At 72.2% G+C, this 24,856-nt stretch carries 18 protein-coding genes; 4 read left to right on the top strand and 14 right to left on the bottom strand.

The features are described 5' to 3' along the window. Positions 1-79: 79 nt before the first annotated feature. The 5 genes from ACIG5E_RS34785 to ACIG5E_RS34765 all read right to left on the bottom strand — a co-directional run bounded on the left by ACIG5E_RS34785 (position 80) and on the right by ACIG5E_RS34765 (position 5,024). Entirely contained in the window at positions 80-1,603 is a 1,524-nt protein-coding gene (locus tag ACIG5E_RS34785) for a SulP family inorganic anion transporter (RefSeq protein WP_396540465.1), read from the bottom strand. 44 nt (positions 1,604-1,647) lie between these two features. Next, on the bottom strand, positions 1,648-2,238 hold the full coding sequence (locus tag ACIG5E_RS34780) for a carbonic anhydrase (RefSeq protein WP_396540463.1): 591 nt from the start codon (positions 2,236-2,238) through the stop codon (positions 1,648-1,650). Between the two features lie 207 nt (positions 2,239-2,445). After that, positions 2,446-2,796 carry a hypothetical protein gene (locus ACIG5E_RS34775; RefSeq protein WP_396540461.1) on the bottom strand — a complete coding sequence of 117 codons (351 nt, stop codon included), beginning with the start codon at positions 2,794-2,796 and terminating at the stop codon, positions 2,446-2,448. Between the two features lie 300 nt (positions 2,797-3,096). Continuing rightward, a complete protein-coding gene (gene ptsP, locus ACIG5E_RS34770; RefSeq protein WP_396540459.1) occupies positions 3,097-4,755 on the bottom strand; it encodes a phosphoenolpyruvate--protein phosphotransferase in 1,659 nt (552 codons plus the stop codon). After that, a complete protein-coding gene (locus tag ACIG5E_RS34765) occupies positions 4,752-5,024 on the bottom strand; it encodes an HPr family phosphocarrier protein (RefSeq protein ID WP_396540457.1) in 273 nt (90 codons plus the stop codon). Before ACIG5E_RS34765 ends, ptsP begins: the two co-directional genes overlap by 4 nt. A 349-nt stretch (positions 5,025-5,373) precedes the next feature. Here ACIG5E_RS34765 and ACIG5E_RS34760 point away from each other — a divergent pair, with 349 nt between their 5' ends. The 3 genes from ACIG5E_RS34760 (at position 5,374) to ACIG5E_RS34750 (ending at position 9,189) form a co-directional block, all read left to right on the top strand. After that, positions 5,374-6,135 (top strand): DeoR/GlpR family DNA-binding transcription regulator, encoded by a 762-nt coding sequence (locus ACIG5E_RS34760; RefSeq protein ID WP_396540455.1) that lies wholly within the window; start codon positions 5,374-5,376, stop codon positions 6,133-6,135. After that, the gene (pfkB, locus tag ACIG5E_RS34755) at positions 6,132-7,091 is read left to right on the top strand and encodes a 1-phosphofructokinase (protein WP_396540453.1); all 960 of its coding nucleotides are present in this window, start codon (positions 6,132-6,134) and stop codon (positions 7,089-7,091) included. The genes ACIG5E_RS34760 and pfkB overlap by 4 nt, the downstream gene beginning before the upstream one ends. A 106-nt stretch (positions 7,092-7,197) precedes the next feature. Further along, positions 7,198-9,189 carry a fructose-specific PTS transporter subunit EIIC gene (locus ACIG5E_RS34750; protein WP_396540451.1) on the top strand — a complete coding sequence of 664 codons (1,992 nt, stop codon included), beginning with the start codon at positions 7,198-7,200 and terminating at the stop codon, positions 9,187-9,189. A gap of 237 nt (positions 9,190-9,426) precedes the next feature. Here ACIG5E_RS34750 and ACIG5E_RS34745 read toward each other — a convergent pair whose 3' ends face one another. The 5 genes from ACIG5E_RS34745 to ACIG5E_RS34725 form a co-directional block, all read right to left on the bottom strand. Further along, complete coding sequence (locus ACIG5E_RS34745; protein ID WP_396540449.1) at positions 9,427-10,206, bottom strand: hypothetical protein; 780 nt, start codon at positions 10,204-10,206, stop codon at positions 9,427-9,429. Next, the gene (locus ACIG5E_RS34740; protein WP_396540447.1) at positions 10,203-10,733 is read right to left on the bottom strand and encodes a SigE family RNA polymerase sigma factor; all 531 of its coding nucleotides are present in this window, start codon (positions 10,731-10,733) and stop codon (positions 10,203-10,205) included. The genes ACIG5E_RS34745 and ACIG5E_RS34740 overlap by 4 nt, the downstream gene beginning before the upstream one ends. 131 nt (positions 10,734-10,864) lie before the next feature. Then, the gene (locus ACIG5E_RS34735) at positions 10,865-11,863 is read right to left on the bottom strand and encodes an expansin EXLX1 family cellulose-binding protein (RefSeq protein ID WP_396540445.1); all 999 of its coding nucleotides are present in this window, start codon (positions 11,861-11,863) and stop codon (positions 10,865-10,867) included. 183 nt (positions 11,864-12,046) lie between these two features. After that, the gene (locus ACIG5E_RS34730; RefSeq protein ID WP_396540442.1) at positions 12,047-14,695 is read right to left on the bottom strand and encodes an RICIN domain-containing protein; all 2,649 of its coding nucleotides are present in this window, start codon (positions 14,693-14,695) and stop codon (positions 12,047-12,049) included. 232 nt (positions 14,696-14,927) lie between these two features. Next, positions 14,928-17,987, bottom strand: coding sequence for a glycoside hydrolase family 2 TIM barrel-domain containing protein (locus tag ACIG5E_RS34725; protein WP_396540439.1), 3,060 nt, complete (start codon positions 17,985-17,987; stop codon positions 14,928-14,930). A 224-nt stretch (positions 17,988-18,211) separates the two neighbouring features. On the opposite strand from ACIG5E_RS34725, the gene ACIG5E_RS34720 reads away from it, so the two are divergent. After that, positions 18,212-19,000 (top strand): helix-turn-helix domain-containing protein, encoded by a 789-nt coding sequence (locus tag ACIG5E_RS34720; protein ID WP_396540437.1) that lies wholly within the window; start codon positions 18,212-18,214, stop codon positions 18,998-19,000. Between the two features lie 93 nt (positions 19,001-19,093). On the opposite strand, the gene mmsB is transcribed toward ACIG5E_RS34720, so the two are convergent. The 4 genes from mmsB to ACIG5E_RS34700 all read right to left on the bottom strand — a co-directional run bounded on the left by mmsB (position 19,094) and on the right by ACIG5E_RS34700 (position 24,690). After that, positions 19,094-20,329, bottom strand: coding sequence for a multiple monosaccharide ABC transporter permease (gene mmsB / locus ACIG5E_RS34715; protein WP_396540435.1), 1,236 nt, complete (start codon positions 20,327-20,329; stop codon positions 19,094-19,096). Positions 20,330-20,331: 2 nt separating this feature from the next. Next, a complete protein-coding gene (mmsA, locus tag ACIG5E_RS34710) occupies positions 20,332-21,879 on the bottom strand; it encodes a multiple monosaccharide ABC transporter ATP-binding protein (protein WP_396540433.1) in 1,548 nt (515 codons plus the stop codon). Positions 21,880-21,996: 117 nt separating this feature from the next. After that, complete coding sequence (gene chvE, locus ACIG5E_RS34705; RefSeq protein ID WP_396540431.1) at positions 21,997-23,091, bottom strand: multiple monosaccharide ABC transporter substrate-binding protein; 1,095 nt, start codon at positions 23,089-23,091, stop codon at positions 21,997-21,999. Between the two features lie 420 nt (positions 23,092-23,511). After that, positions 23,512-24,690: a S1 family peptidase gene (locus tag ACIG5E_RS34700; protein WP_396540429.1), complete on the bottom strand. Its 1,179-nt coding sequence runs from the start codon at positions 24,688-24,690 to the stop codon at positions 23,512-23,514. Between the last annotated feature and the right edge of the window lie 166 nt (positions 24,691-24,856).

Here is a 24,856-nt window from a genome sequence, read left to right as displayed (position 1 = left end):
CGGAAAGCGCGGCGAACGAGCCGAACGACGCGCCGCCGCACCGGGATCCGGTGCGGCGGCGCGTTTCAGGGGACCTGGGTCAGGCCTGACCGGCCAGCGCCGGGATCAGCCGCACGGCCTCGGGGGCCCGGGCGTTGTGCCGTTCGGTCCAGGCGGTCAGCGCGGACTGGCAGGCGTGGTCGAGGTGCCGCAGCCCGGAGAGGTCCAGCTCCACCACGCGGTCGGCCGGCATCGCTTCGAGGGTGTCCAGGAGCTTGGGCAGCCGGAGGAAGGTGGCGTTGCCGGTCAGCCGGACCCGGACCGGGCCGCCGGGCTGCTCCTCGGTGTCCACGTGCAGCCGGGACGTCTCCCAGGCCGACTTGACGACCGACAGGCCCAGGCCGATCAGCACGCCCTCGAACATGTTGACCGTGACGATGGCCACGGCGGTGGCCGCGAGGACGAGCGCCTCGGCTCGGTGCTCGCGCCACAGCGGCCCGAACTGCTTGAATGGCAGGAGCTTGAACCCGGCGTGCACCAGCACCCCGGCGAGTGCCGCGACGGGGATGACGCCGAGGGCCGCCGGGAGCAGTGCGGCGAAGAGCAGCAGCCACACGCCGTGCAGCACGCGCGAGGCCTTGGTCCGGGCACCGGCCTGGACGTTGGCGGCGCTGCGGACGATGACGGCGGTCATCGGCAGGGCGCCGAGGGCGCCGCACAGGGTGTTGCCCGCGCCCTGGGCCATGAGTTCCTTGTCGTAGTCGGTGCGGGGCCCGTCGTGGATCCGATCGACGGCGGCCGCGCTGAACAGGCTCTCGGCGGAGGCGACGAGGGTGAAGGCGATGATCGTGACGATCAGGGCGGGGGTGAACTGCTCGAACACCCCGGTGCCGGGCGGCTGGATGGCGTCCAGCAGGCCCTTGACCTCGACCTTCTGCACCGGACGGTGGATCAGCCAGGTCGCGGCTGTGGCGAGCACGACGGCCACCAGCGCGCCCGGGACGACCCGCACCCGGGCCGGCAGCCGCTGCCACAGCACGATCACCGCGATGGTGCCGGCACCGATCACGAAGGAGTAGCCGGCGGGGGGTGAGGAGACGAGCCGGGACAGCAGGCCCGGAAGGCCCAGGAGCTTGTCGATCCCACTCGCGGGCGCGGGCCGGTCGGCCATCGCGTAGAGCTGGCCGGCGATGATGACCAGGCCGATGCCGGCCAGCATGCCCTCGACCACGGCGACGGAGATCGCGCGGAACCACCGGCCCCAGCGCAGCGCGCCCAGCAGCAGTTGGAGCAGGCCGGTGGCGGCGACCACGACGCCGAGTGCCGGCAGGCCGAACCGTTGCACGGTCTCGGCGACCAGGACGGTCAACCCGGCGGCCGGGCCGCTGACCTGGAGGCTGCTGCCGGGAAGCAGGCCGGTGACCAGGCCGCCGACGATGCCGGTGATCAGGCCGAGTTCGGCGGGTACGCCCGAGGCGACGGCGACGCCGACGCACAGCGGGAGGGCGACCAGGAACACGACGAGCGAGGCGGTGAGGTCGTACTTGAGAGTGGCAGACCTGGGAGTGGGAAACCTGGGAGTGCGAAACCTGGGAGTGGGAAACCTGGGAGTGCGAAAGCGCATGGGAGCCCTCATCCGTGGGAGTTCGGGGTGGTGGGCCGCAGGGGTCACAGCGGCAGGAAGACGTCGGTGCCGGGGCGGTGGGTGAGGACCGCGCCGGTGTGCACCTCGTAGAACCAGCCGTGCAGGCCGAGCAGGCCCTCGTCGGCCCGGCGCGCGACGCTCGGGTGGGTGCGCAGCTTCTCCAGCTGGTCCAGCACGTGGCGTTGCACCGGGGCGGCGAGGTCCTGGCTCGGCTCCGTGACGGGCGTCAGCGCGGTGCCGTCGGCGAGCCAGTCGCGCACCGAGGGCACCCCGGTGAGGTCGTCGCCGCGCACGACGGCGCCAACGGCGCCGCAGTGGGAGTGGCCGCAGACCACGATGTCGGCGACTCCCAGGACCTCGACCGCGTACTCGATGGTCGCGGCCTCGGCCGAGGGGGCGGACGGGCGGTGCGGCGGGACGATGTTGCCGGCGGTCCGCAGCTCGAAGAGGTCCCCGGGCCGGGCGCCGGTGACGACGGAGGGGATGATGCGGGAGTCGGAGCAGGTGATGAACAGTGCCTGCGGGCTCTGGCCGGCGGCCAGCCGCCTGAGGGCGTGGCCGTCCTGCACGGCACGGCGGCGGAAGGTGCGGGCGTGGTCGATGAATCCTTGCATGTCGGTGCCTCGGGCCCTTCGGAAGTCGTGTGGGAGCAGTGACTTCGGGGACCGTGCCCGCTCACTCGGTACGGGGGCAGCACGGAGCGCGACGGCAGCGGCGGTGTTGCCGTGGGCCGTCGTGAACTGCCGGGCGTGGGGCGGCGGGACGGCACCCTCCCGGGGTGTCGCCGCCGATGATGAGCGTGCGGGCGCGGTCGGCGCCGATCAGCAGCGGAACACCTGGAGGACCGCGGCTCTGCACTGTCTGCTCGCCCGGTGGGCCGGCTCGGGGACCCCGGCCCGCGACGGGTCGTCGTCGGCGGAGACTTCACCGGCGAGGGACGGGTGCAACTCCGGTTGCCGGCCGGGGAGTTCGGCGTTTCGGATGCGCGTCCAGCCAAGGCCGGCCGGGCACTTGGGGGCCACCGCCTCCTCGACGAGCTTGGCCTCCGCGACCACCCGGGGGCAGCGCTCCTCCCGGGTGAAGGCGGACGCGGACTGGGACAGCACCAACAGTCCCAGCGCGGCCACGAGGAGCACGGCGGTGGCGCCGATCACCCTCCTGACCACGGACATCGCCGTTCCTTTCCCTGCCTGGGCACTTGTTGAAGTGTCATCAATTCTGACGGATGAAGGCGGAGGAGGGTTCCGGTACGCCGGTGAACGGTCCGTGAATCACTTCGGCCGACTGGTGATGATCCGTGCGGTGGGGGCGCGAAATGCGGCAGACCGGTGAACCGTTTGCGATGAGAACGTCAACTCACGAGAGTCCTAAGGCACTTGGCAGACCGTCGAACTCTCGGTTGCGGGTCAGCCGGGCAGCTGCTCGGTGCCGGGCCGGAGCGCGTCCGGCACCGAGCAGAAGCAGAAACGGGTTCAGCGTCCCGACATGCCTGACACGACCTGGGCGCGCGCGGTGGCGGCGTCGTCGGCGAGCAGGGCCAGCCCGGCGAGTTCGCGGCACTGCGCGAGGGTGTGGGTGGCCAGCGCCGCCCGCAGCTCGGGGAGGGAAGCGGGTGCGGCGGACAGGCTGGTGATCCCGAGACCGACCAGGACCAGGGCGAGTGCCGGGTCGGCGGCGGCCTCGCCGCAGACGCCGATCGGACGGCCGTGCTCGGCCGCCGATCCGGCTGCGGTGGCGACCAGTTCGAGCAGGGCGGGCTGCCACGGGTCGAGCAACTCGGCGAGGCTGCCGAGCGTCCGGTCGGCCGCGAAGGCGTACTGGGCCAGGTCGTTGGTGCCGATGCTGAAGAAGTCGCACGACTCGGCCAGCCGGTCGGTCCGCAGCGCGGCTGCCGGGACCTCGATCATCGCGCCGGCCGTCGTCAGGCCGTGCGCCCGGACCCGGGCGGCGAACTCGGCGGCCTCACGCGGGAGGGACACCATCGGGGCCATGACCCAGACCTGCGCGGCGCTGCCCTCGGCGGCCTCGGCGATCGCGGCGAGCTGGGTCTCCAGGAGCTGCGGATCGCGCGCGGCGGTCCGCAGGCCGCGGACGCCCAGCGCGGGGTTCTCCTCGTCGGCGGAGCCGGCGAAGGGCAGCGGTTTGTCGGCGCCCGCGTCCAGTGTGCGCACGACCACCCGGCGGCCGGCGAAGGCCGCGAAGACCTGCCGGTAGGCGGCGGCCTGTTCGGCCAGGCCCGGAGCCTCGGCGCGGTCCAGGAAGAGGAACTCGGTGCGGAACAGGCCCACCCCCTCGGCGTCGGCGGCGGCCGCGCCGGCCAGCTCGTGCGGCGCACCGAGGTTGACCAGCAGCGCGACCGGATGGCCGTCCGCCGTCCGGCCCGGTCCCTGGAAACCGGCCGACAGCTCGCGGCGTCGGCGCTCGCGCGCGGCGGCCCGCTCGACCGCTTCCGGACTCGGGTCGGGCTCGATCATGCCGTCCGCGCCGTGCACCAGGACCTGCCGGCCGTCCTCCAGATCCATGGCGCCGGCGCAACCGACCACGGCCGGCACGCCGAGCGCCTTGGCGAGGATGGCCGTGTGGCTGGTCGGCCCGCCGCGGACGGTGACCAGGGCCAGGACCCGTTCGGGGTCGAGCAGCGCGGTGTCGGCGGGCGCCAGGTCGTCGGCGACCAGGACGTACGGGTGCCCGGGGTCGGGCAGGCCGGGCACGGGCAGGCCGAGCAGGTGGGCCACCGCGCGGTCGCGCAGGTCGTCCAGGTCGGGGGCGCGTTCGGCGAAGTAGCCGCCGGCGGCGACCAGCGCGGCGCGGAAGCCGTCGAAGGCGGCGGCGAGGGCGTGGGCGCCGTCGGTGCCCTGTTCGGCGAGCTCGGCGGCCCGGTCGGCGAGGACCGGGTCGCCGGCCATCATGGCCTGGGCCGCGAGCACCTCGGAGCCGGTGCCGCGCGCACGGGCGGCGCGCTCCTCCAGGTCGGAGAGGACCGCACCGAGTGCGGCGCGGACCGCGGCCGCCTCGGTCGCCGGGTCGGCGACCGCCCTCGGTGCGGGCAGCGACGGAACGGGTGCCATCCGGGCGACCGGGCCGGCCGCGCTGCCGGTGCCGACACCGATCCCGCGCATCAGGTCGGTCATGCCGCTGTGTCGAGGTCGGAGGCGAGCAGCTCGGCGAGCGCCTTGAGCGAGTCCTGGGCCCCGTCGCCGGAGGCGGTGAGCTCCAGGGTCTCGCCGCAGCCGGCGGCCAGGGCGAGGACGGACAGCAGGCTTCGGGCGTCGACCGGCGCCTGGCCCGGGCGGCCGACGGTGACCTTGAGCGGCTGTCGGGCGGCAGCCTGGACGAACAGTGACGCCGGGCGGGCGTGCAGACCGCGGCTGGAGCCGACGGTGACCTGGATCGAGTGCATGGGAGTCCTTGAGGGAGACGGAGGAGACGCCCGCCGACCCGGGTGGGAACCGGGTCGGCGGGAGAGCGGAGCACGTGGCCCGCGCGGAGGGTGAAGCGTGGGCCACGGTGGGCGGGTGCCTGGTCCTCGCGGTACGGGGGCAGTCACGGGGACCAGGCAGCCTGTGGTTTCACGCCCGTTAGAGCGTTGTTTCGGTTGGTTCTACGCCCGGTTACGCCGGGATGTCAACACATTCGGGCGCATTCCACAACGTGGACGAGAGGCGGAGCAGCCTCTTGCTTTTCCGTCCGAAGCGCGTATGGTCGGGCTTCACCAGGCGTAAACAGACATGAAACGGACCCAATCCCACATGTATGCACCGGAGCGGCAGCAACAGATCCTCCGCCTCGCCCAGGAGCAAGGCCGGGTGGACGTGCCGACGCTGGCCGAGGACTTCGGCGTCACGCAGGAGACCATCCGGCGTGACCTGAGCACCTTGGACCGGGCCGGCCTGCTGCACCGGGTGCACGGCGGGGCGCTTCCCGTCGGCGCACTGCACCTGGAACCCGGCCTGGCCGAACGGGACTCCACGGCCGCGGCCGAGAAGGAGCGCATCGCCAGGGCGGCCCTGGCCCTGCTGCCCAGCGAGGGCAGCGTGATCCTCGACGCCGGGACGACCGTCTCCCGGCTGGCCGGACTGCTGCCCTTGGACTGCGCCCTCACCGTCGTCACCAACGCCCTCCCGGTCGCGGCCCGGCTGGCCGACCACCCCGGGCTCGCCCTGCACCTCGTCGGCGGGCGGCTGCGCCACCGCACCCAGGCGGCCGTCGACGCCTGGGCGCTGCGGGACCTGGCCGACATCCACGCGGACGTCGCCGTGGTCGCGACCAACGGCTTCTCGCCGGAGGGCGGTCTGTCGACCCCGGACCTCGCCGAGGCCGCCGTCAAGAGGGCGATGCTCGCCGGGGCACGCCGAGTGGTCCTGGTGGCCGACTCCTCCAAGTACGGTGCCCGCCACTTCGCCCGGTTCGGCTCGCTGGACCAGGTCGACGTCCTGGTCACGGACACTGGACTGACCGACGAGCAGGCCGCCGAGATCGAGAACCAAGGACCGGAAGTCATCCGCGCATGATCGTCACCATCACCCCGAACCCCAGTCTCGATCGCACCTACGAGCTGCGAACGCTCACCCCGGGCGAAGTCAACCGAGCCGCGCACGACCGGCTCGACCCCGGCGGCAAGGGCGTCAACGTCTCCCGCGCGCTCACCGCCGCCGGCCACCGCACCACGGCCGTCCTGCCACTGGGCGGCCTCTCCGGCGGACTGCTCTCCGACCTGTTGCGCCGCCAGGGCATCGACGTGGCGGCGGCCACCATCGCGGGCGACACCAGGATCAACGTCTCGATCGCCGAGGACGGCGGCAGCCTCACGAAGATCAACGCCATGGGCCCCGAACTCAGCGCCGCCGAGTCGGCCGCGCTGCTGGCGCTCGTCCGCGACACCCAGAGGATCGGACGGGGCACCGGGAACGGCGTCGACTGGCTGGCCTGCTGCGGCAGCCTGCCGCGTGGCCTGGCGCCCGAGTGGTACGCCGAGTTGGTGGCCCAGGTGCACTCGGGTGGCGCCCGGATCGCCCTGGACACCTCCGGCCCCGCCCTGCTGGCCGCGCTCTCGGCGCGTCCCGACGTGGTCAAGCCCAACCGGGAGGAACTCGCGGAGGCGGTGGGCCGCCCGGTCGCCACCGTCGGCGACGCCGTGGACGCGGCCGGGGAACTGCGCAAGCGCGGCGCCCAGCAGGTCCTGGCCAGCCTCGGTGCGGACGGGATGCTGCTGATCGCCGAGGAGGGCAGCTGGTACGGCAGCGCACCGGTCGCCGTCGTCCGGAGCGACGTGGGAGCGGGCGACGCCTCGCTCGCGGGCTTCCTCGGAGCCGGTGGCACCGGCCCCGAGGCACTGGCGGCGGCCCTGGCGCACGGCGCCGCCGCCGTGCAACTGCCGGGGAGCGTCATGCCGACCCCGGCCGATCTGGACCCGGCCGCCGTGGTCGTGACGGCGGACATCCCGCTCGGACGACCGCTTCGCGGTTGAGAACGGCCTCCAGCCGGAGGCAGCACGCCGGACCGTGTGGGACGGAACGGCGACCATTCCCGGGGGCAAGGGAAGACTGTCAGGCACCAGTTGAAGGATCGACACGATGAACGACACCAGCGGACTGATCACACCCGCACTCGTTGATCTCCACCTCGCCCCGGCGGACAAGGGCGAGGCCCTCCGCTCCCTCGCCCAGCGGCTGGTCGCCGAGGGCCGGGTGACCGACCTCGACGGCTTCCTCGCCGACGTGGCCGCCCGCGAGGCCCAGGCCCCGACCGGGATGGGGGACGGGATCGGCATCCCGCACTGCAGATCAGCCCACGTCACGCGGCCGAGCCTGGCCTTCGGCCGCAGCACCAGGGGCGTGGACTTCGACGCCCCGGACGGTCGGCCCGCCGACCTGATCTTCATGATCGCGGCACCGGCCGGTGCGGACGACAGCCACCTGCAGATCCTCGCCGCGCTGGCCCGCCGACTGATGGACCCCGCCTTCACCGGTGCCCTCCGCGACGCCGGGAGCCCGGGTGCGGTCGCGGCCCTGATCAACGGCGAGGAGGTGCCGGCCGTCGCTCCGGAAGCGGCCCTGGCCCCGGAGGCGGCGGCTTCCCGTGGCGGGCTGCGGCTGGTCGCGGTGACCTCCTGCCCGACCGGCATCGCCCACACCTACATGGCCGCCAAGGCCCTCGAACTGGCCGCCACCCGGGCGGGTGCGCGGATCCAGGTCGAGACCCAGGGCTCGGCCGGCACGACGGTGCTGGCGCCCGAGGTGATCGCTGCCGCCGACGCGGTGATCCTCGCCCATGACGTCGAGGTCCGGGACCGCGCCCGCTTCGCCGGCAAGCCGACCGTGGACGTGGGGGTGAAGGCCGCCGTCAACCGCGCCGACGACCTGATCGCCCAAGCCGCCGGGCTGGTCGCCGAATCCGGTGGCGGCGCACGCCCCGGCACCGCACCGGTGGCAGCGCCGAGTGCGCCGGCGGGTGAGCACTGGGCCCAGCGGCTGCGCAAGTACCTGATGACGGGCGTCAGTTACATGATTCCCTTCGTCGCGGCCGGTGGCCTGCTGATCGCCCTGGCCTTCGCCATCGGCGGCTACCAGATCGCCTCCGCGCCGTCCGTGCTGGGCCACTTCGACTGGACCTCCTCGCACAGCTGGGCGGCGATGCTGTTCCAGACCGGCAAGACCTCCTTCGGCTTTCTGGTCCCGGTCCTCTCCGGATTCATCGCCTGGGCGATCGCGGACCGGGCGGCGCTGGCCGCGGGCATCGCCGGCGGCGCCGTCTCGGTGGCGGTCGGCGCGGGCTTCCTCGGCGGCATCGTGTCCGGCCTGGCCGCGGGCTTCCTGGTGCTGTGGATGATCCGCTGGAACGTCCCGCGCGCGGTCAGGGGCATCATGCCGGTCGTGGTGATCCCGCTGCTGTCGGTGGCCGTGGTCGGCTTCCTGATGTTCGTGGTGGTCGGCTCGCCGATCGCCTCGGCGATGACCGGCCTGACCGACTGGCTCAACGGCCTCTCCGGCTCGAACGCGATCCTGCTCGGCGTGCTGCTCGGCGCGATGATGGCCTTCGACATGGGCGGTCCGCTCAACAAGGTCGCGTACACCTTCGCGGCCGGTGCGCTCACCACCGCGGGCACCACCCCGGACGCCGGCAGCCTCAAGGTGATGGCGGCCGTGATGGCCGCCGGTATGACGCCGCCGCTGGGCATGGCCCTGGCCACCGCCGTCCGGCGCGGGCTGTTCACTCCCGAGGAGCGGGAGAACGGCAAGGCCGCGTGGGTGCTCGGCGCCTCGTTCATCACCGAGGGCGCGATCCCGTTCGCGGCGGCGGATCCGCTGCGGGTCATCCCGGCGAACATCGTCGGCAGCATGACGGCCGGCGGACTGGTGATGGCCTTCGGTTCCACCCTGCGGGCCCCGCACGGCGGGATCTGGGTGCTCCCGCTGATCGGCAGCCCGTTCCTGTACCTGCTCGCGGTCGTGGCGGGCACGGTGGTCACCGCGGCGGTGGTCGTCCTGCTCAAGGGGATGCGGAAGGATGCAGCCGTGGCGGCTCCGGAAGCCCCCGTCGCCGAGGAGGGGCTGGTCGGAGTCTGATTCGATGGCCCGTGAGGTGCGCCCGGGGTGATCCGGGAGGCCGGACCGGGCTGCTCCGGGGCCGAGCCCGGCAGGTTCAGGGCGCCCGCTCGTTGGAGCGGGCGCCCTTTCCGTTTCCGGTGCGGAGACCCCTTGCACGGCCTCCGGCCTCCGGCCGCCGTGCCGGGTCCGGTGCTGAAGCAACGCGGACCGGGTGGGCGCAGCGGTGGACTGCCGCGTCCGGCCGGGAGCCGGCCGTCAGCCCGCCGGGGTGAAGCCTCCCCAGACGGCGGCGGTGCCCCCAGTCGACTGGGCCTCGACGCGGTAGCTGTCGCCGGCGGCGCCGCGCACGCCGGTGGCGTGGTTGTACTGGCCGGCGAACTCGTGCTGTCCGGGCGGTACGGTGCGGCCCGGCTTGAGGACCCAGCGGTAGACCAGTGCGCCCCCGGACTCCTGGACGGTGACGGTGAAGTCGTCGACCGGAAGGGTCCGCCAGTTGCCGGTGTCCCGTACGCCGCCGGTCTGCGCGATGCGCAGTTCCACGGTGAGCGACGTGAGCGGCTGGCCGGTCCTGAGGAGGAGGTTGCTCTGTGCCCAGTAGATGGTGCTGTGCGAGTCGATCGATCCCTCCGACCACAGCGGCCCGTTCTGGGCCCGGACGCTCGCCGACGGCGTCGGGTGCGGACTCGCCGGGGTGGTGGCCGGGTCCGGGGCCGGTACCGGGACGGTGGTGGCCGGGGGAGCCGAGCGCGTCGGCGTGGGCGTGGCCGTCGGGGAGGGGGCGGCCGGAGCGGTGGTGGCCGTCTCCGAGGGCTGTGGGGGCCGGACGAGGCCGGCGGCGAGACCGCCGGTGGCCAGGATGCCGGCGGCGGCGAGGCCGGCGATCGCGGCCTTGGGCCAGGACCTCAGGCCCGACCGGGCGCGGTGACGGACGGCGGGACCGGCCGCGCCGCGCTGCACGCGGGCCAGCATCCTCGCGCGATCGGGGTGGTGGGCCTCGGCAGCCTCGCGCAGCTGCCGGGAGATGTGGTCGTTCACCGGTTCCTCCTTCCTGTCGCCAGTTCGCCGACCGCTCGTGCGCCGAGCAGCTGTTCCAGCTCGGCCATGCCCTTCGAGGTCTGGCTCTTCACCGTACCGACCGATATGCCCAGCGCCGCCGCGGCGTCCTTCTCCGAGAGGTCGAAGGCGTGCCGCAGGACCACGCACGCCCGCTTGCGGAACGGCAGCCGGGCGAGTGCCGCGCGGACGTCCAGCACGGCCGCGACGTCGGGCCCGGTGGTCTTCTCCGGGCTGCGGGACCAGAACAGCAGGACCCGGCGGCGCTCGCGGACCGCGCTGCGGATCCGTTCCCGGGCCATGTTGGCGACCACACCGCGGGCGTAGGCCAGCGGGTGGTCGGCCGCGCGGAGCCGGTCCCAGCGCTGCCACAGGGCGACCAAGGCGTCCGCGGCAAGGTCGTCGGCCGCATCCGTCTCGCCGGTCAGGAGATGGGCGAGACGGGCGAGTTCGGCGTAGTGGCGTTCGAAGAAGTCGTGGAACTCCACGGACGCGTCATCGAGGAGCATGTCCCCCAGTCGCCCTCTCCCTGCAATGTGAGCGTTAACAAGCGGCCTGAGCCTAGCAGTGCGCGGTTCCGGGGCCGGACGGCGGTCGCCCCGGAGGGAGACCCGCGACGGCGGACCAGCGAGCGGCGCGGTCAACGCCGGGCGAACTGGACGCGGGTCGGCTGGACGACGTCCGGTTGCAACGCGATGCCGTCGACGGTCAGTTGTTCGCCGTAGATGTCGGTGACCCTGATCGTCCCGCCGCACCCGCCGCCGTCGGGAGAGAGGAAGTAGTTGTAGTCGGTGCGGGTCAGCTGCCGCCAGCCACCGCCGGTCCGGACCTCAAGCGCTGCCACCGGGTTCCGGTGCCCGATCACCTGGATCCCGCACCACCACTGGCTGGACCCGGTCTTGTACCGGATGGACATGGCGTCCGGCGTGCCGGGGCTCAGCAGCGTCCAGGTGATCGGGAGGCGGCCCACCGAGAGGTCGGCGAGCTTGGCGAAGGCCTCGTGGCTGAGGTCGAGCTGCCCGGGCGCGCAGGGCAGCGGGCACTCGTTGACGATCCGCACGGTGATGCTCGCCCCGTTGGCGGCGTGGACCTGCACGTACGCCCCGCACGCCCTGGACGTCTCGTAGTCGGTGTGGTTCATCGCCGCGATCATGAGATCGCCGGACGGGCCGAACGAACAGGCGCCGTTGCCGTCGGCCGCGTCGTAGGAGGTCGCCACGCCCTGGTAGCTCGTTCCGGGCCTGATCCGCCCGGCCGACGACGCCGCGACGGCGGCCGTACGCGCGCTGCTGGTCGCCGCGGACGACGGCGTCGCGGTGGGGGACGGCTTCGGGGTGGCGGGGGCCGAGGGCGACGGAGTGTCGGCGGACGGCGTCGGCGGGCTGGTGGGCGACGGCCGCGCCGCCAGGGACGTGGGATCGGCCGGGCCGGCGCTGCCGGGCGCCGTGCTCGGTGCGGTGGCCTCGACGGCCGCGGCGGCGGGTTGCCCCGCATCAGTGCCAGCGTCGGCCCCGCTCCTCCCGAGGAACGCGACGGCAAGGCACACCAGCACCCCGACGGCCACCGCCGCCAACGGTATGCCCATGGCCAGCCCTCGCCTGCGCCGTGCTCCCGGGGCGGCGTGCTTCGTTGCCCTCATGCCCATCCAATTCGGTAGATCGAGTCGACGTTGCACCACTCAGTGGCCGCCGGAGGCGGAAAGGTTGCCGCCCGGGCGGTGATTTTTTTCCGCGACCGGCCCGCGACCGGCCCGGGACCATTCACAGCCGGCCCGCGGGTGGACGGCACGGCGCCGCCGTCCACCCGCAGGCCACCCACGACGTCAGGACTGATCGCCGTACACCACGCCGCGGCCGTAGCTGCCGAAGTAGACGCGGCCGTACACGTCGGGGTCGCCGGTGATGATGCTGATGGCAGTCCCGCCGTACTGGTGCTGGTCGTCGTTGATCCGGACCCAGGTCGAGCCGCCGTCGGTGGAGCGGAACAGCCCGGTCACGCCCTTGACCGTCCCGCTGAGGTAGAGGGCCTGGTAGTCCGCGCCGGGGGCCGCCTTGCCGAAGCCGATGGCGCTAGCCTCCGCCACGCCGGCGACCTTGGTGAAGCTCGCCCCGCCGTTGGTCGAGTGCTGGAGTCCGGTGTACCGGTTGGCGATCCACAGGTCGCCGGCGACACCGGGGACGGCCTTGAGATGCGCGTCGCCCAGGCCGGTGGCGCGGGCGGTGAAGTGCCTCCCGCCGTCGGTGCTGGCGTACAGGGTGCCGCCGCTGAGGGCGTAGAAGGTGCTCGCCACGGAGCGGTCGGCCACCACGACCGCGTCCTTGGGCAGGCCGGAGACCGCCGTCCAGGCCGCGCCGTGGTTGGTGGAGAGGTACGGAAGCTGGCCCTGCGGGGTCCACACCACGGTGGCGCTGTCCGCCGAGACGGCCACGGTGCCGCTGACGGCGTCGCCCGTCGGCGCCGCCGCGAACGGCGTCCAGTTCGCTCCGCCGTCGGTCGAGTAGGCGCCGTGCTGCTCGCCGCCGGAACCGACCCGCACGGAGAACTCCGGCTTGGCCTGGGCGAAGTCGATGCCCGTGGTGGTGGTGAACCTCGGCCCGATCAGCGCATGGGCCGGGACCTTGGTCAGGTCGTCGTGCCGGAACCCGCTGACGTCGCCGAGCGCGCTGATCAGCGGGAGGCCGGGCGGCTTGATCAGTCCGTTGGTCGCGGTCTCCTCCAGGCCCTTGGCCGGGATGGTCCAGTGGGTGGCACCCCCGCGGTCGGCCGCGGTCACGTCGGTGCTGCCCCACAGGCCCGATCCGGTGCCGTACAGCACGTGCCCGGAGTCGAAGGGGTCGATGGCCAGCGCACCCATCCAGTGCCCGACGTTGGTGCCCACGTAGGGCGCCGCGGAGTCGTCGCGCACGCCGGTCGCGCCCAGTGCCTTCCAGGTGGCGCCGCCGTCGGTCGACCGGTAGACCTCGTCCCCGGGCCACCAGCGGTCCAGGGTGGTGACCATCACCGTGCCCGGGTGCTGGGCGTCGACCGCGAGGCCGGCGAAGCCGTAATTGCCGCTGGACGGCGTGATGTTCTTCCAGGCCCCGGTGGCCGGCGTGTACTTCCACACCGAACCGGCCGTCACCGGCTGCGGGCCCGGCCCGTTGCTGTACGTCAGGTAGAGCGAGCCGTCGCCGGACAGCACGCCGTGGTGCGGCAGCTGCCCTGTCGGCTGGCCGGGGACGGCCTGCCAGGTGTTTCCGCCGTCGGTGGAGCGGTACAGGGAGGTGGTCTTGTCCGCCACGCCCACGTAGATCGTCTTGCTGCCCGACGGGCCGAAGGTCACGAAGGACAGGCCGACGCCGCTGCTCGCACCGTCCTTGACGGGGAAACCGCCGACCTGGCTCCAGGTCGCGCCGTAGTCGGTGCTGCGCCAGAGGCCGTTCTTGCGGGTGCCGAGGTAGAGCCTGCTGTGGTCGGAGGGGTCCACCACCAGCCGCTCGCCCATCGACCGCCCGTCCTCGTTGCCGCCCAGCTTGAACGGCAGGTCGGTGCGCTGGAAGGTCTTGCCCTGGTCGGTGGAGCGCAGGATCGCGCCGTTGCCCGCCCAGTCGTTGGTGTAGGTGCCGCTCGCCAGGTACACCCGGTTCGGGTCGACCGGGTCGGTCGCCAGGCTCTCGATCCCGAGCAGGTTCCAGTCGTTGCCACCGATCCAGTCGGTCAGCGAGATCCACTGGCCGGCGGTCGCGTCCCAGCGGTACGCGCCGCCGACATCGGTCCGGGCGTACAGCAGGTCCTTGCGGGTGGGGTTGAAGACGAAACCGGTGACGAACCCGCCGCCGACGATCTGCGCGTTGTGCCAGCTGTACCCGCCCGTGCCGGACACCTTCACCAGGCGCCACTGCTGGTTGGTGCTGCCCCTGTCCGCGTACTGGATGAGCGGTATGCCCTCCTCCTTGCCGCCGCCCCAGACGTCCAGCACCAGGCCGCTGAGGCGGGAGACGAACTTCACCGCGCCGTCCCCCGCGTCCGCCATCCGCCACTGCTGTGCGGCGGAGGCGTGGTCGCTCTGCTGCTCGACGGCGGCGACGGACTGCGTGGAGTCACCGCGCACCCCGAGGACCTTGTGGCTGCTGCGGTTCTCCAGCTCGTAGTAGCCGTCCCCCGCCAGCCGCAGCCGCCACTGCTGGCTCACGGACCCGGCCGCGCGGTTCATCTGCCGGGCCCAGGCGCCGTCGGCCGCGTCCGCTCCGGGCACGTCCAGCGCCTTGTCGCTGCGGACGGACACCAGGGTGTAGTACGCGTCGGGGTCCACCGACGCCGCGTTGGAGTCGGCCTGCACGAACAGCAGGTACGGGCCGAGCACGCCGGGCACGCCCAGGGCCAGGGCCAGCGTGGTCCAGCGCCGACGGTGGCGCCCACGGGGACGCCGCGCGCCACCGGCCGCCCGGGAGCGCCGGCCGCGGTCGTTCGCCGTGGGATCCGTCTCGTTCATGGGGGGGCTACTCCTTGCTTCGGCCCCGCCGCTGCGCACCCGCCCGGTCGGGCGGTTCGCGGCGGCGGTCGGCAGTGGGATCGGGAAACCGTGGGGTGTTCCGCCCTCGGTGTCGCCCATCAGTTGCCGCCGTTGCCAGGAAGGTTGCCGCCCGCCGGAAAACATTTCGGCGGGGGCGCGAGCCGGAAGCCCGGACGGCCCGCGCCCGGGCGCCCGGCCGCTGGACCGGTCGTCAGCCGGAGAGGACGTCGAGTACGAAGGCGAAGTCCGCGGGCTGAACTTCGAGGCGGTACTGGGGAAGGACACCAGGGCCGCACGCTGCCGTTCCGAGGCCCTGGACGGCGTGGTCGGTGTGCAGGTGGATCACGGAGTCGGCGACCAGGTCGGTTCGGTGACGGGCCGCAGCGAGATGTCGGTCGCTCCACCGGCGTGCCGCGAGGTTGAAGACGGGGGCGCCCTCGATCCGGATGCCCGTGCCGTCGGGGCCGGTGAGTTCCGCCCAGCGCACGTCCATCCGGTTGCCGTTCTCCTGCGGGCGCACGTAGGGAGTCTGCAGGTCGTCGACGTCGGCCCGGAAGCGGCCGACCAGGGCTGCTCGACGTGAGTCCGGGTAGGCCTCTCCCGGCCCGGCGCCGAACCACTGGACCTGGGACCAGTCTTCGGGCAGCCGCCATTCGAGGCCGAGACGGGCCAGCGACGCGGCCCTGTCACGCCGGACCAGTTCGCCGTACTCCTCGGCCGGGAGCCGGGGGTCGACCATCGGCTCGGCGAAGGCGTCCGGCCGGTCGGGCCAGAAGCCGAAGGGCTCGGCGTGCACGCGTACCCGCAGCCGTTGGCCGTCCGACTCCCACCGGTAGGTCGTCAGGTAGCCACACGTGCTGGTCGCTGCGGAGCTGCGGACGAGGACGGTGAGTCCCCGGGCGTCCGGCTCCACCGCGACGGTGCGGTGCCGGAGCCGGTGCAGGCCGCAGGCTTCCCAGTAGCGGGAGTCGGCCGGTGCCCAGCCGCGGTCGTTGTCGGTGGGCGCCCGCCACAGTGCCAGCCGCGGACCGTCCACCCGGTGTGCGCCGAGGCCGACGAGGGTTCCGGTGGACCGGTCGAAACGCGCGGGGCCGAGCACCAGGTGTCCGCCGTCCACCGCGCCGGTGGTCAGCGACCCGATGGTCAGTGCGCCGGTGGTCAGGGCGCCGCCGGGGACCGCCCGTTCGGTCGGGGAGTCGGCTACCGGGGCGAACTGTCCCCAGGCCACCACGTGGCCTTCGGGGGCCCAGGCGGTGGCCTCGGCCAGCTTCGCGTGGACGGTGAAGTGGCATTCGCCGCCCTTGGCCGCGTGCGCCAGGGCCTCAGCCGGCAGCGGAAGTTCGGCGCGCTCGCCCGCGGCCAGCGGCGGGACCTCCAGCGGCCCGCCGGCCACTGGCTCGCCCTCTCGGCTCAGCGACCAGGTGAAGCACAGGTGCGACAGATCGCGGACGTCGTAGCGGTTGCGCAGCGAGAGGACGCCCGGTCCCGCTTGCTCGATCAGTACGGGCTCGTTGACCTTCTGGTACTCCACCAGGCCCGGCGACGGCGTCCGATCGGGGAAGACGAGACCGTCGCAGACGAAGTTGGCATCGTGCAGGTCCTCACCGAAGTCGCCCCCGTAGGCGAAGAACTCGCGTCCCTGCTCGTCGGTGGCTCGCAGTCCCTGATCGATCCACTCCCAGACGAACCCGCCCTGGACCCGCGGGTGCTCCTCGCACAGCCGCAGGTACTCGTGCAGGCCGCCGGGGCCGTTGCCCATGGCGTGGGCGAACTCGGTGTAGATGAACGGCATGTGGTTGCGCCGGTCGTCCGCGGGGTCGCCCTCGCCGTCGGTGGGGGGCCAGAACTTCTCGCCGGGCAGGAGTTCGCCCCGGCCGATCCGGCTGACGACGGCCGGCGTCCGGTACATCTCGCCGTACAGATCGACGTACCGGGCCAGCCGGTCGCCCTCGTAGTGGATGGGCCGCGCCGGGTCCCGGTCCCGGATCCAGTCGGCCATGGCCTCCAGGTTGCGGCCGTCCCCGGCCTCGTTGCCGAGCGACCAGGAGATGACGCTGGCGTGGTTCTTGTCGCGTTCTACCGTGCGCCGGGCCCGGTCCAGACAGGCGTCGTGCCAGCGCGGGTCGTCGGAGGGGTTGTCCTGCCAGGGCTCCGGCTGGGTCGTCTCGAAGCCGTGGGTCTCCAGGTCGCACTCGACCATGACCCACATGCCCAGCTCGTCGCAGATGTCGAGGAAGGCCGGGTGCGGCGGGTAGTGCGAGGTGCGGACCGCATTGATGTTGTGCCGCTTCATCAGTTCCACGTCGTGGCGCATCGTCCCGACGCTGAGCGTGCGACCGGAGTCCGGGGCGAACTCGTGGCGATTGACGCCCCGTAGCACCACCCGCCGTCCGTTGACGGTGAGCACCCCCGACTCGTCGATGGCGACGGTGCGGAATCCGATGCGCAGCCGGACCCATTCGGCGGCTGAGGCCAGCACGGCGTCGTAGAGGAACGGTTCCTCGGCGCTCCACGCCCGCACCCGGTCGATGACCAGGGGCTCGTCGGCCGGAACACCGGCCACGCCGAGCTCCGGGATGCTCAACGTGGCGGGGGCGTCGGCGTCCACCTCGACGCGCAGCCGCCCGCCGCCGGTCAGGGCGTCGTAGTCGGCGTGCACGAAAACGTCGCGGATGCCGCCCACGGGCCGCGCGAGCAGGGTCACGTCACGGAAGATGCCCGACATCCGCCAGGTGTCCTGGTCCTCCAGGTAGGTGCCGGACGAGTACTGGTGGACCCTGACCGCGAGCACGTTCCGGCCCGGCCGCAGCGCGTGCGAGGCGTCGAATTCGGCCGCGAGGCGGCTGCCCCGGCTCACGCCCAGCTCGACGCCGTTGAGCCACACCCGTGCACAGGAATCGACACCGTCGAACCGCAGCACGGCCGGGGTGCCGTCCCAGGCCTGTGGCAGCTCGAAGGCCCGGCGGTAGTCTCCCGTCTGGTTCTCGTCCGGGACGAACGGAGGGTCCAGCGGAATGGGGTAGGGAATGTTGAGGTAGGCCGGCTTGCCGTAGCCGTGCAACTGCCAGTGGGAGGGCACCGCGAGGCGGTCCCAGCCGGCATCGTCGAACCCCGGCTGCTCGAAGCCGTCCGGGGCGTCCAGGCCCACGGGGGAGAACCTGAACGCCCAGGCGCCGTTCAGATCGAGGCGGGGGGCATCGGTGGCAAGGGCGGCGCGCGGCGGCGCCGTGCCGTGTCCGGGTGAGAAGTCCTCGAAATAACGCGGAGGCATGCCGCTCCTCTGCACAGTCGATCGGATCTGGGTTGGTCGTCGCCCGTCAGCACCCGCCACAGCAGGGCTTTCGGTGCTCCACGACCGCCACGCTAGGCGCGGCCACCGCGCGCCAGGTGGGCCCGGCTCACCCTCTGCTGGTCCATTTCCACCATCACCCGGGACCGGGCGCGATCCTTCGTTCGGGGTTCGAGCCCGCGCACGCGGTGGTAGAAGGTATCCCCATGGACACGATCCTGACCCGGCTGGAGGAGCCGCCCGTCCTCGCCACCGTCGGCCTCGGCGTGCACGGGTCGGCGGGCCAGGTGGACGATTTCCTGGTGCCGGACCAGTGGCAGCTGCATCTCTACCGCTACGAGGCGGACTTGGAGGTGGCCGGCACGGATCACACGATCCGCCCCGGCCGGATCGGCCTCGTGCCGCCCGGTACACCGGTCCGCTACCGGTACCGGGGCCGCTCCGAGCACATCTACGTCCACCTGCGCCTGGGGACGACCGGAGCGGCTCGCAGCATCCCGGTGCTCCAGGACGCCGGCGCCGAACTGCCGCTGCTGGACCAGCATTTCCGGCAGGCTCTGGCCGCCTGGCCGGACGCTCCGGCGCGGGCCACGGCCGAAGTGTGGGCCGCCCTCTGGCGAATCGCCCACCTGGCTCCGCCGAGCGCGCGAAACCCTCGGGCGCGTCATCCTGCGGTGATGGCCGCGGCCGCCCTGATCGAGACCCGCCTGGCGGAGCCCCTGACGGTGCCGGAGATCGCCAAGGCCGCGGGCGTCTCGCACAACCACCTCACCCGGTTGTTCCGCACCACCGTCGGCGAGACGGTCGTCGGTTACCTCCGGGCCCGGCGGATGGAGCGGGCCCGCCACTTCCTCCAGGCCACCACACTGTCCATCCCCGCCATCGCCGCCACCGTCGGCATCCCCGATCTGCAGGCGTTCAACAAGGCCTGCCGTCGCGAACTCGGGGCCTCTCCCCGCAGCATCCGCAGTGCCGGGGCGAGCCGCTCCTCGTGACGACGCGCCCGGAACCGGTCCGCGCCCGGGCGGAAACACAGCGGGACGGGCGCGGTGCCGAGGCACCGCGCCCGTCCCGTCCCGCCGACAGGGTCAGGAACCGGCCCGGCGCTTGTTGTAGACGTCGAAGCCCACGGCCGCGAGCAGCACCAGGCCCTTGATCACCTGCTGGTAGTCGGTGCCGATGCCGACCAGCGACATGCCGTTGTTCAGCACGCCGAGCACCAGGCCGCCGATGATCGCGCCGAGGACGGTGCCCACGCCGCCGCTGGCGGAGGCACCGCCGATGAAGGCGGCGGCGATCGCCTCCAGCTCGAAGTTGATGCCGGCCTGCGGGGTGCCGGCGTTGAGCCGCGCGGCGAAGACCAGCCCGGCCAGCGCCGCGAGGACACCCATGTTGGTGAAGGCCAGGAAGACGACCCGCTTGCTCTTCACTCCGGAGAGCTTGGCCGCCGCCTCGTTGCCGCCGATGGCGTAGGTGTGCCGGCCGATGATCGAGTTGCGCATCAGGTAGCCGAATCCGACCAGCAGGGCACCGAGGATCAGCAGGACGATCGGCACGCCGTGGTAGCTGGCCAGCAGCAGCGTGAACACGAGCACGGCCGCCGTGATCACGGCGAGCTTGGCCAGGAACAGCCCGAGCGGGAGCACCTCCAGCCCGTACGAGGCGGTTTGCCGCCGGCCGCGCAGTTCCTGGAGGATGGCGACGGCCAGCACGGCGAGACCGAGCAGCAGGGTGAGGTTGTGGTAGTTGGTGTGCGGGCCGACCTCGGGGAGGAAGCCGCTGCTGATGCTCTGGAAACCCTTGGGGAACGGCGCCACCGACTGGCCCTGCAGCAGGATCTGGGTGCCGCCGCGGAACAGCAGCATGCCCGCCAGGGTGACGATGAACGACGGGATCCCGAGGTAGGCGATCCAGAAGCCCTGCCAGGCGCCGGCGAGGGCCCCGATCACCAGCGCGGCGAGCATCGCCACCGGCCACGACACGTGGTGCTGGACCATCATGACCGCGGCGGCCGCCCCGACGAAGGCGGCCAGCGAGCCGACCGAGAGGTCGATGTGCCCGGCGATGATGACGATCATCATGCCGATCGCCAGGATGAGGATGTAGCCGTTCTGCTGGATCAGGTTGGTGATGTTGAGCGGCTGGAGGAGGATGCCGTCCGTCCAGATCTGGAACAGCACCACGATCAGGGCCAGCGCGACCAGCATGCCGTACTGGCGCACGTTGCCGCGCAGCGTCCGGGCCAGGACGGAACCGACGGAGGAGCCGGGGCCGGCCTCCGGGTCGTTCTGGGTGGAGTCCGGAATGATCTCGGTCTGGGCCATGCCTACACCTGCTCGTTGCTGGATGCGGTGCTCATGGTCATGAGCCGCATGAGGGATTCCTGGGTGGCGTCGGCACGGGCGACCTCGCCGGTGATCCGGCCTTCGGCCATGGTGTAGATCCGGTCGCACAGGCCCAGGAGTTCGGGGAGTTCGGACGAGATGACGAGCACCGCCTTGCCCTGGGCGGCGAGCTCGGCGATCACGGTGTAGATCTCCGCCTTGGCGCCGATGTCGATGCCCCGGGTGGGCTCGTCGAGGATCAGCACCTCGGGCTCGGCGAAGATCCACTTGCTGAGGACAACCTTCTGCTGGTTGCCGCCGCTGAGCGTGCCGGTCCGGGTGAACACCGTCGGGGCCTTGATGTTCATCTGTCGCCGGAACGATTCGGCGACCTTGCTCTCCTCGTGCCGGTCGACCCGGCCGTACCGGGCGACCTTGCCGAGCGCGCTCAGCGAGATGTTCCGGCTGATGTCGTCGATGAGGTTGAGGCCGAGCTGCTTGCGGTCCTCGGTGACGTACGCGATGCCATGGCCGATCGCCTCCGGCACCGTCCGGGTGCGGACCTCCCGGCCGTGCAGCAGCACCCGCCCGCCGGCCCAGCGCCCGTACGAGCGACCGAAGACGCTCATCGCGAGTTCCGTGCGCCCGGCGCCCATCAGTCCGGCGATGCCGACGATCTCGCCGCGCCGCACGTTCAGCGAGGCGCCCGCCACCACCGTGCGCTGCTGGTCGATCGGGTGCCGGACGGTCCAGTCCTCGACCTCGAAGGCGATCTCGCCGATCTCAGGGGTGCGTTCGGGGTAGCGGTGCTCCAGGTCGCGGCCGACCATGCCGCGGATGATCCGGTCCTCGGAGATGCCCTCGGAGCCGATCGCGATGGTCTCGATGGTCCGCCCGTCGCGCAGGATGGTGACGGCGTCGGCGACCCGGGCGATCTCGTTCAGCTTGTGCGAGATGATGATGCAGGAGATGCCCTGCGCCTTGAGCTCCAGGATCAGGTCGAGGAGCTTGCGGCTGTCCTCGTCGTTCAGGGCGGCGGTCGGCTCGTCCAGGATGAGCAGCTTGACCTTCTTGGCCAGCGCCTTGGCGATCTCGACCAGTTGCTGCTTGCCCACGCCGAGGTCGGCGATCCTGGTCTGCGGGCTCTCGTCCAGGCCGACCTGCCGGAGCAGTTCGGCGGCGTGGGTGAGCGTCCGGTGCCAGCTGATGATGCCGCGGGTGGCGTGCTCGTTGCCCAGGAAGAGGTTCTCGGCGATGGACAGGTACGGCACCAGCGCCAGTTCCTGGTGGATGATGGCGATGCCGCGCTGCTCGCTGGCCCGGATGTCCTTGAACCGGCAGGGCTCGCCCTCGAAGAGGATCTCGCCCTCGTAACCGCCGTGCGGGTAGACGCCGCTGAGCACCTTCATCAGGGTGGACTTGCCGGCGCCGTTCTCACCGCAGACGGCGTGCACCTCGCCGGCGGCGACGGTCAGGTTGACCTCGGAGAGCGCCTTGACGCCGGGGAACGACTTGCTGATCGACCGCATTTCGAGAACGGGTCCAGCCATGGTTGTGCGTCCGTATCGTTCGGGGCGGTGCGGTGGGGGAGCCACCGGGCTCCCGGGGGGAGCCCGGGCTCCGCACCGCCGGTTCGGCGCGGGGCCCGGTCGGCCGGGCCCCGCGGGCTACTTGAGCTGGTCCGCGGTGTACTGCCCGCTGTCGACCAGGACCTTCTGGTAGTTGTCCTTGTCGACACTGACCGGCTGGAGCAGCTGCGCCGGGACGGTCTTCACGCCGTTGTTGTACTGGGTGGTGTCGTTGACCTCGGGCTTCCCGCCGGTCAGCAGCGCGTCGCCCATCTGGACGGCGGCCTTCGACAGTTGGCGGGTGTCCTTGTAGACGGTCTCGGTCTGCTCGCCCGCGATGATCGACTTGACCGAGGCCAGTTCGGCGTCCTGGCCCGTGACGATCGGCAGCGACTTCGCGGTGCCGTAGCCGACGCCCTTGAGCGAGGAGAGGATGCCGATCGAGATGCCGTCGTACGGCGACAGCACGGCATCGACGTGGGCGGTGGTGTAGGCCTTGCTCAGCAGGTTGTCCATCCGGGACTGGGCGACACCGCCGTCCCAGCGCAGCGTGGCGACCTGGTTGAAGTCGGTCTGGCCGCTCTGCACGACCAGCTTCTTGCTGTCGATGTACGGCTTGAGGACGCTCATCGCGCCGTTGAAGAAGAAGGTGGCGTTGTTGTCGTCCGGCGAGCCGCCGAACAGCTCGATGTTGAACGGGCCCCTGCCGTCCTTGAGGCCGAGCTTGTCGACGATGTAGCCGCCCTGGAGGACGCCGACCTTGTAGTTGTCGAAGGTCGCGTAGTAGTCGACGTTCTGGGTGCCCCGGATCAGCCGGTCGTAGGAGATGACCGGAATGTGCGCGTCGGCGGCCTTCTGCAGCACGTTGGTGAGGGAGGAGCCGTCGATGGCGGCGATCACCAGCAGCTTGGCACCCTTGGTGATCATGTTCTCCACCTGGGAGACCTGGTTCTCCACCACGTTGTCGCCGTACTGCAGGTCGGTCTTGTAGCCCTTGGCCTGGAAGTCCTTGACCATGTTGTTGCCGTCGTTGATCCAGCGCTCCGACGACTTGGTCGGCATCGCGATGCCGACCAGCCCGCCCTTGGCGTCGCCCTTGGCCGCCCCGTCGCCGACTCCGTTGGCGCTCTGGCCGCAGGCTGCCAGGGAGAGCGTCAGGCCCACCGCGACGAGGCCCGCTGAAAGCTTCCGCACAGTTCCTCCAGTGATGATGTTCCGCGACCGGCGCAGAGCGACCCTGGTTGGGCGACTGGGAGCGGTCGAGCGGGGGCCGGCCGGAGCGGTCCCTCGCGCTGTGGAACGTCGGGGTTGCGGTAGCTCTGGCCTGGCGTGACATGAAGTGTTAACGCTAACAACGGTGCCGTCAAGGGGCGTGAGATCACCGTTGGGTCGCGATGCCGCGTCAGCCCGTTGGCCTGGGCGTGAACTGCTGGGAGGGAGGTGCTCCGAGAATGCTCAGGATGAACATCTGGCGAACTATGGCTGAATGTTGAGTGTGTTGCGGGGGAGTGCCCTCTTCGGTGCGGCGGTGCGAGCGGCCTTCGTCGGCGGTCGGCACGGCAAGGTGCCCGCCTCCCGTCGGCGGTCGGGAAGCGGGCACCTGCCGGTCCGGGCTCAGCCGGTGGCCAGGGTCAGGCCGTAGGTCTGGAGGATGGGGTTGACGGGCTGGAAGTAGGTGGTTCCGCCGGAGGTGCAGTTGCCGGAGCCGCCGGAGGTGACGCCCTGCGCCTGGCTGCCCGAGATGAACGAGCCGCCGGAGTCACCGGGCTCGGCGCACACGCTGGTGCGGGTGAGGCCGGACACGGAGCCCTCGGAGTAGTTGACGGTGGCGTTGTACTGCTGGACGGTGCCGCAGTGCCAGCCCGTGGTGGAGCCCGAGCGGCAGACCGACGAGCCGATGGGGGCGACGTCGGAGCCGGAGACCGTCACGGTGCCGCCGGCGTAGTTGTTGACCTGGGGCTGGGCGGTCCAGCTGGAATCGGCCTGGATCCACGAGTAGTCGTTTCCGGGGAAGGTCGAGCCCTGGAAGGTGCCGATCGAGCTGCCGTCGGGGGCGGCGGCGCTCGAACCCGCCTGGCCGCAGTGGCCGGCGCTGACGAAGCCGGGCTGGCCGTTCTGGGTGACGGGGAAGCCGATCGAGCAGCGGGCCGTGCTGTTGATGAAGTAGGCGTCCCCACCGCGCAGGTCGGCCAGCGGCCGGGGGGCGTCGGCGGCGCGGTCGACCCGGACGAGGGTGTGGTCCACGCCGGACCGGGCGAGGAACTCCTCGGTGCGGTCGGCGTCGGTGGACTGGACGACCACGGTGTTGGCGGTCGGGTCGACGTACCACAGCGGGGTGCTCTCCGGAGTGGCCGTGCGGGCCGTCGCGTCGAGCGTGGCCCTGGCGCGGTCGAGTGCGGCGAGAGTGTTGTGGACGACCCTGGCGCGGCCGCCGTGGGCGGTTATGGAGCGGGCGGCGGCCGGGTCGGTGGTGGCGACCGTCAGGGTGGTGTCCGCGCCGTTGAGCCAGGCGCCGGCCCAGCGCTCTCCCAGCGCCTGCTGGAGCGCCTCCTGCGTGGCGGCGGCCCGGGCTTCGCCGGCCAGGCGGGTTCCGGCGGCCTGCGGGGTGAGGCCGAGGTCGCGCTGGAGGGCCTGGAGCAGAGCCGCGGGTACCGGGGCCGTGGTCTCTTGACGGTTCGTCATGGCTCGGGCGATCGCGGCCTCGTCCGTGCTGGCGCCGGCCGGTGCGACGGTGGCGACCAGCGTGGCGATGGCCAGGGCGCAGGTGGCAACGGCCGCGTGGCGTCGGAGCATTGGGGTCTCCTTCGAGTGGGGGGTTGCCGGAACCCTAGCTAGGGCAGAGGGAGACCGGGACATGTCAAAACGGGCTCTTCTGCTCCATCTGTGGGTCGCTTCGGAGAGCCTGACGCAGTGCACGCCGCTCCCTGTGCGGATCTTGAGGTGTTGAGGCCCGAGATCG

Origin of the sequence: Kitasatospora sp. NPDC053057 (assembly GCF_044546945.1) — a bacterium.
Classification (GTDB): Bacteria; Actinomycetota; Actinomycetes; order Streptomycetales; family Streptomycetaceae; genus Kitasatospora.
The sequence above is the reverse complement of the archived record's forward strand: the minus strand, read 5'-3'. Positions and strand labels throughout refer to the sequence as shown.

Bases quoted from the DNA above. Each gene is read 5' to 3' on its own strand.
- ACIG5E_RS34785 (WP_396540465.1), bottom strand. From the start codon at position 1,603: ATGCGCTTTCGCACTCCCAGGTTTCCCACTCCCAGGTTTCGCACTCCC.
- ACIG5E_RS34780 (WP_396540463.1), bottom strand. From the start codon at position 2,238: ATGCAAGGATTCATCGACCACGCCCGCACCTTCCGCCGCCGTGCCGTG.
- ACIG5E_RS34775 (WP_396540461.1), bottom strand. From the start codon at position 2,796: ATGTCCGTGGTCAGGAGGGTGATCGGCGCCACCGCCGTGCTCCTCGTG.
- ptsP (WP_396540459.1), bottom strand. From the start codon at position 4,755: ATGACCGACCTGATGCGCGGGATCGGTGTCGGCACCGGCAGCGCGGCC.
- ACIG5E_RS34765 (WP_396540457.1), bottom strand. From the start codon at position 5,024: ATGCACTCGATCCAGGTCACCGTCGGCTCCAGCCGCGGTCTGCACGCC.
- ACIG5E_RS34760 (WP_396540455.1), top strand. From the start codon at position 5,374: ATGTATGCACCGGAGCGGCAGCAACAGATCCTCCGCCTCGCCCAGGAG.
- pfkB (WP_396540453.1), top strand. From the start codon at position 6,132: ATGATCGTCACCATCACCCCGAACCCCAGTCTCGATCGCACCTACGAG.
- ACIG5E_RS34750 (WP_396540451.1), top strand. From the start codon at position 7,198: ATGAACGACACCAGCGGACTGATCACACCCGCACTCGTTGATCTCCAC.
- ACIG5E_RS34740 (WP_396540447.1), bottom strand. From the start codon at position 10,733: ATGCTCCTCGATGACGCGTCCGTGGAGTTCCACGACTTCTTCGAACGC.
- ACIG5E_RS34735 (WP_396540445.1), bottom strand. From the start codon at position 11,863: ATGAGGGCAACGAAGCACGCCGCCCCGGGAGCACGGCGCAGGCGAGGG.
- ACIG5E_RS34730 (WP_396540442.1), bottom strand. From the start codon at position 14,695: ATGAACGAGACGGATCCCACGGCGAACGACCGCGGCCGGCGCTCCCGG.
- ACIG5E_RS34725 (WP_396540439.1), bottom strand. From the start codon at position 17,987: ATGCCTCCGCGTTATTTCGAGGACTTCTCACCCGGACACGGCACGGCG.
- ACIG5E_RS34720 (WP_396540437.1), top strand. From the start codon at position 18,212: ATGGACACGATCCTGACCCGGCTGGAGGAGCCGCCCGTCCTCGCCACC.
- mmsB (WP_396540435.1), bottom strand. From the start codon at position 20,329: ATGGCCCAGACCGAGATCATTCCGGACTCCACCCAGAACGACCCGGAG.
- mmsA (WP_396540433.1), bottom strand. From the start codon at position 21,879: ATGGCTGGACCCGTTCTCGAAATGCGGTCGATCAGCAAGTCGTTCCCC.
- ACIG5E_RS34700 (WP_396540429.1), bottom strand. From the start codon at position 24,690: ATGCTCCGACGCCACGCGGCCGTTGCCACCTGCGCCCTGGCCATCGCC.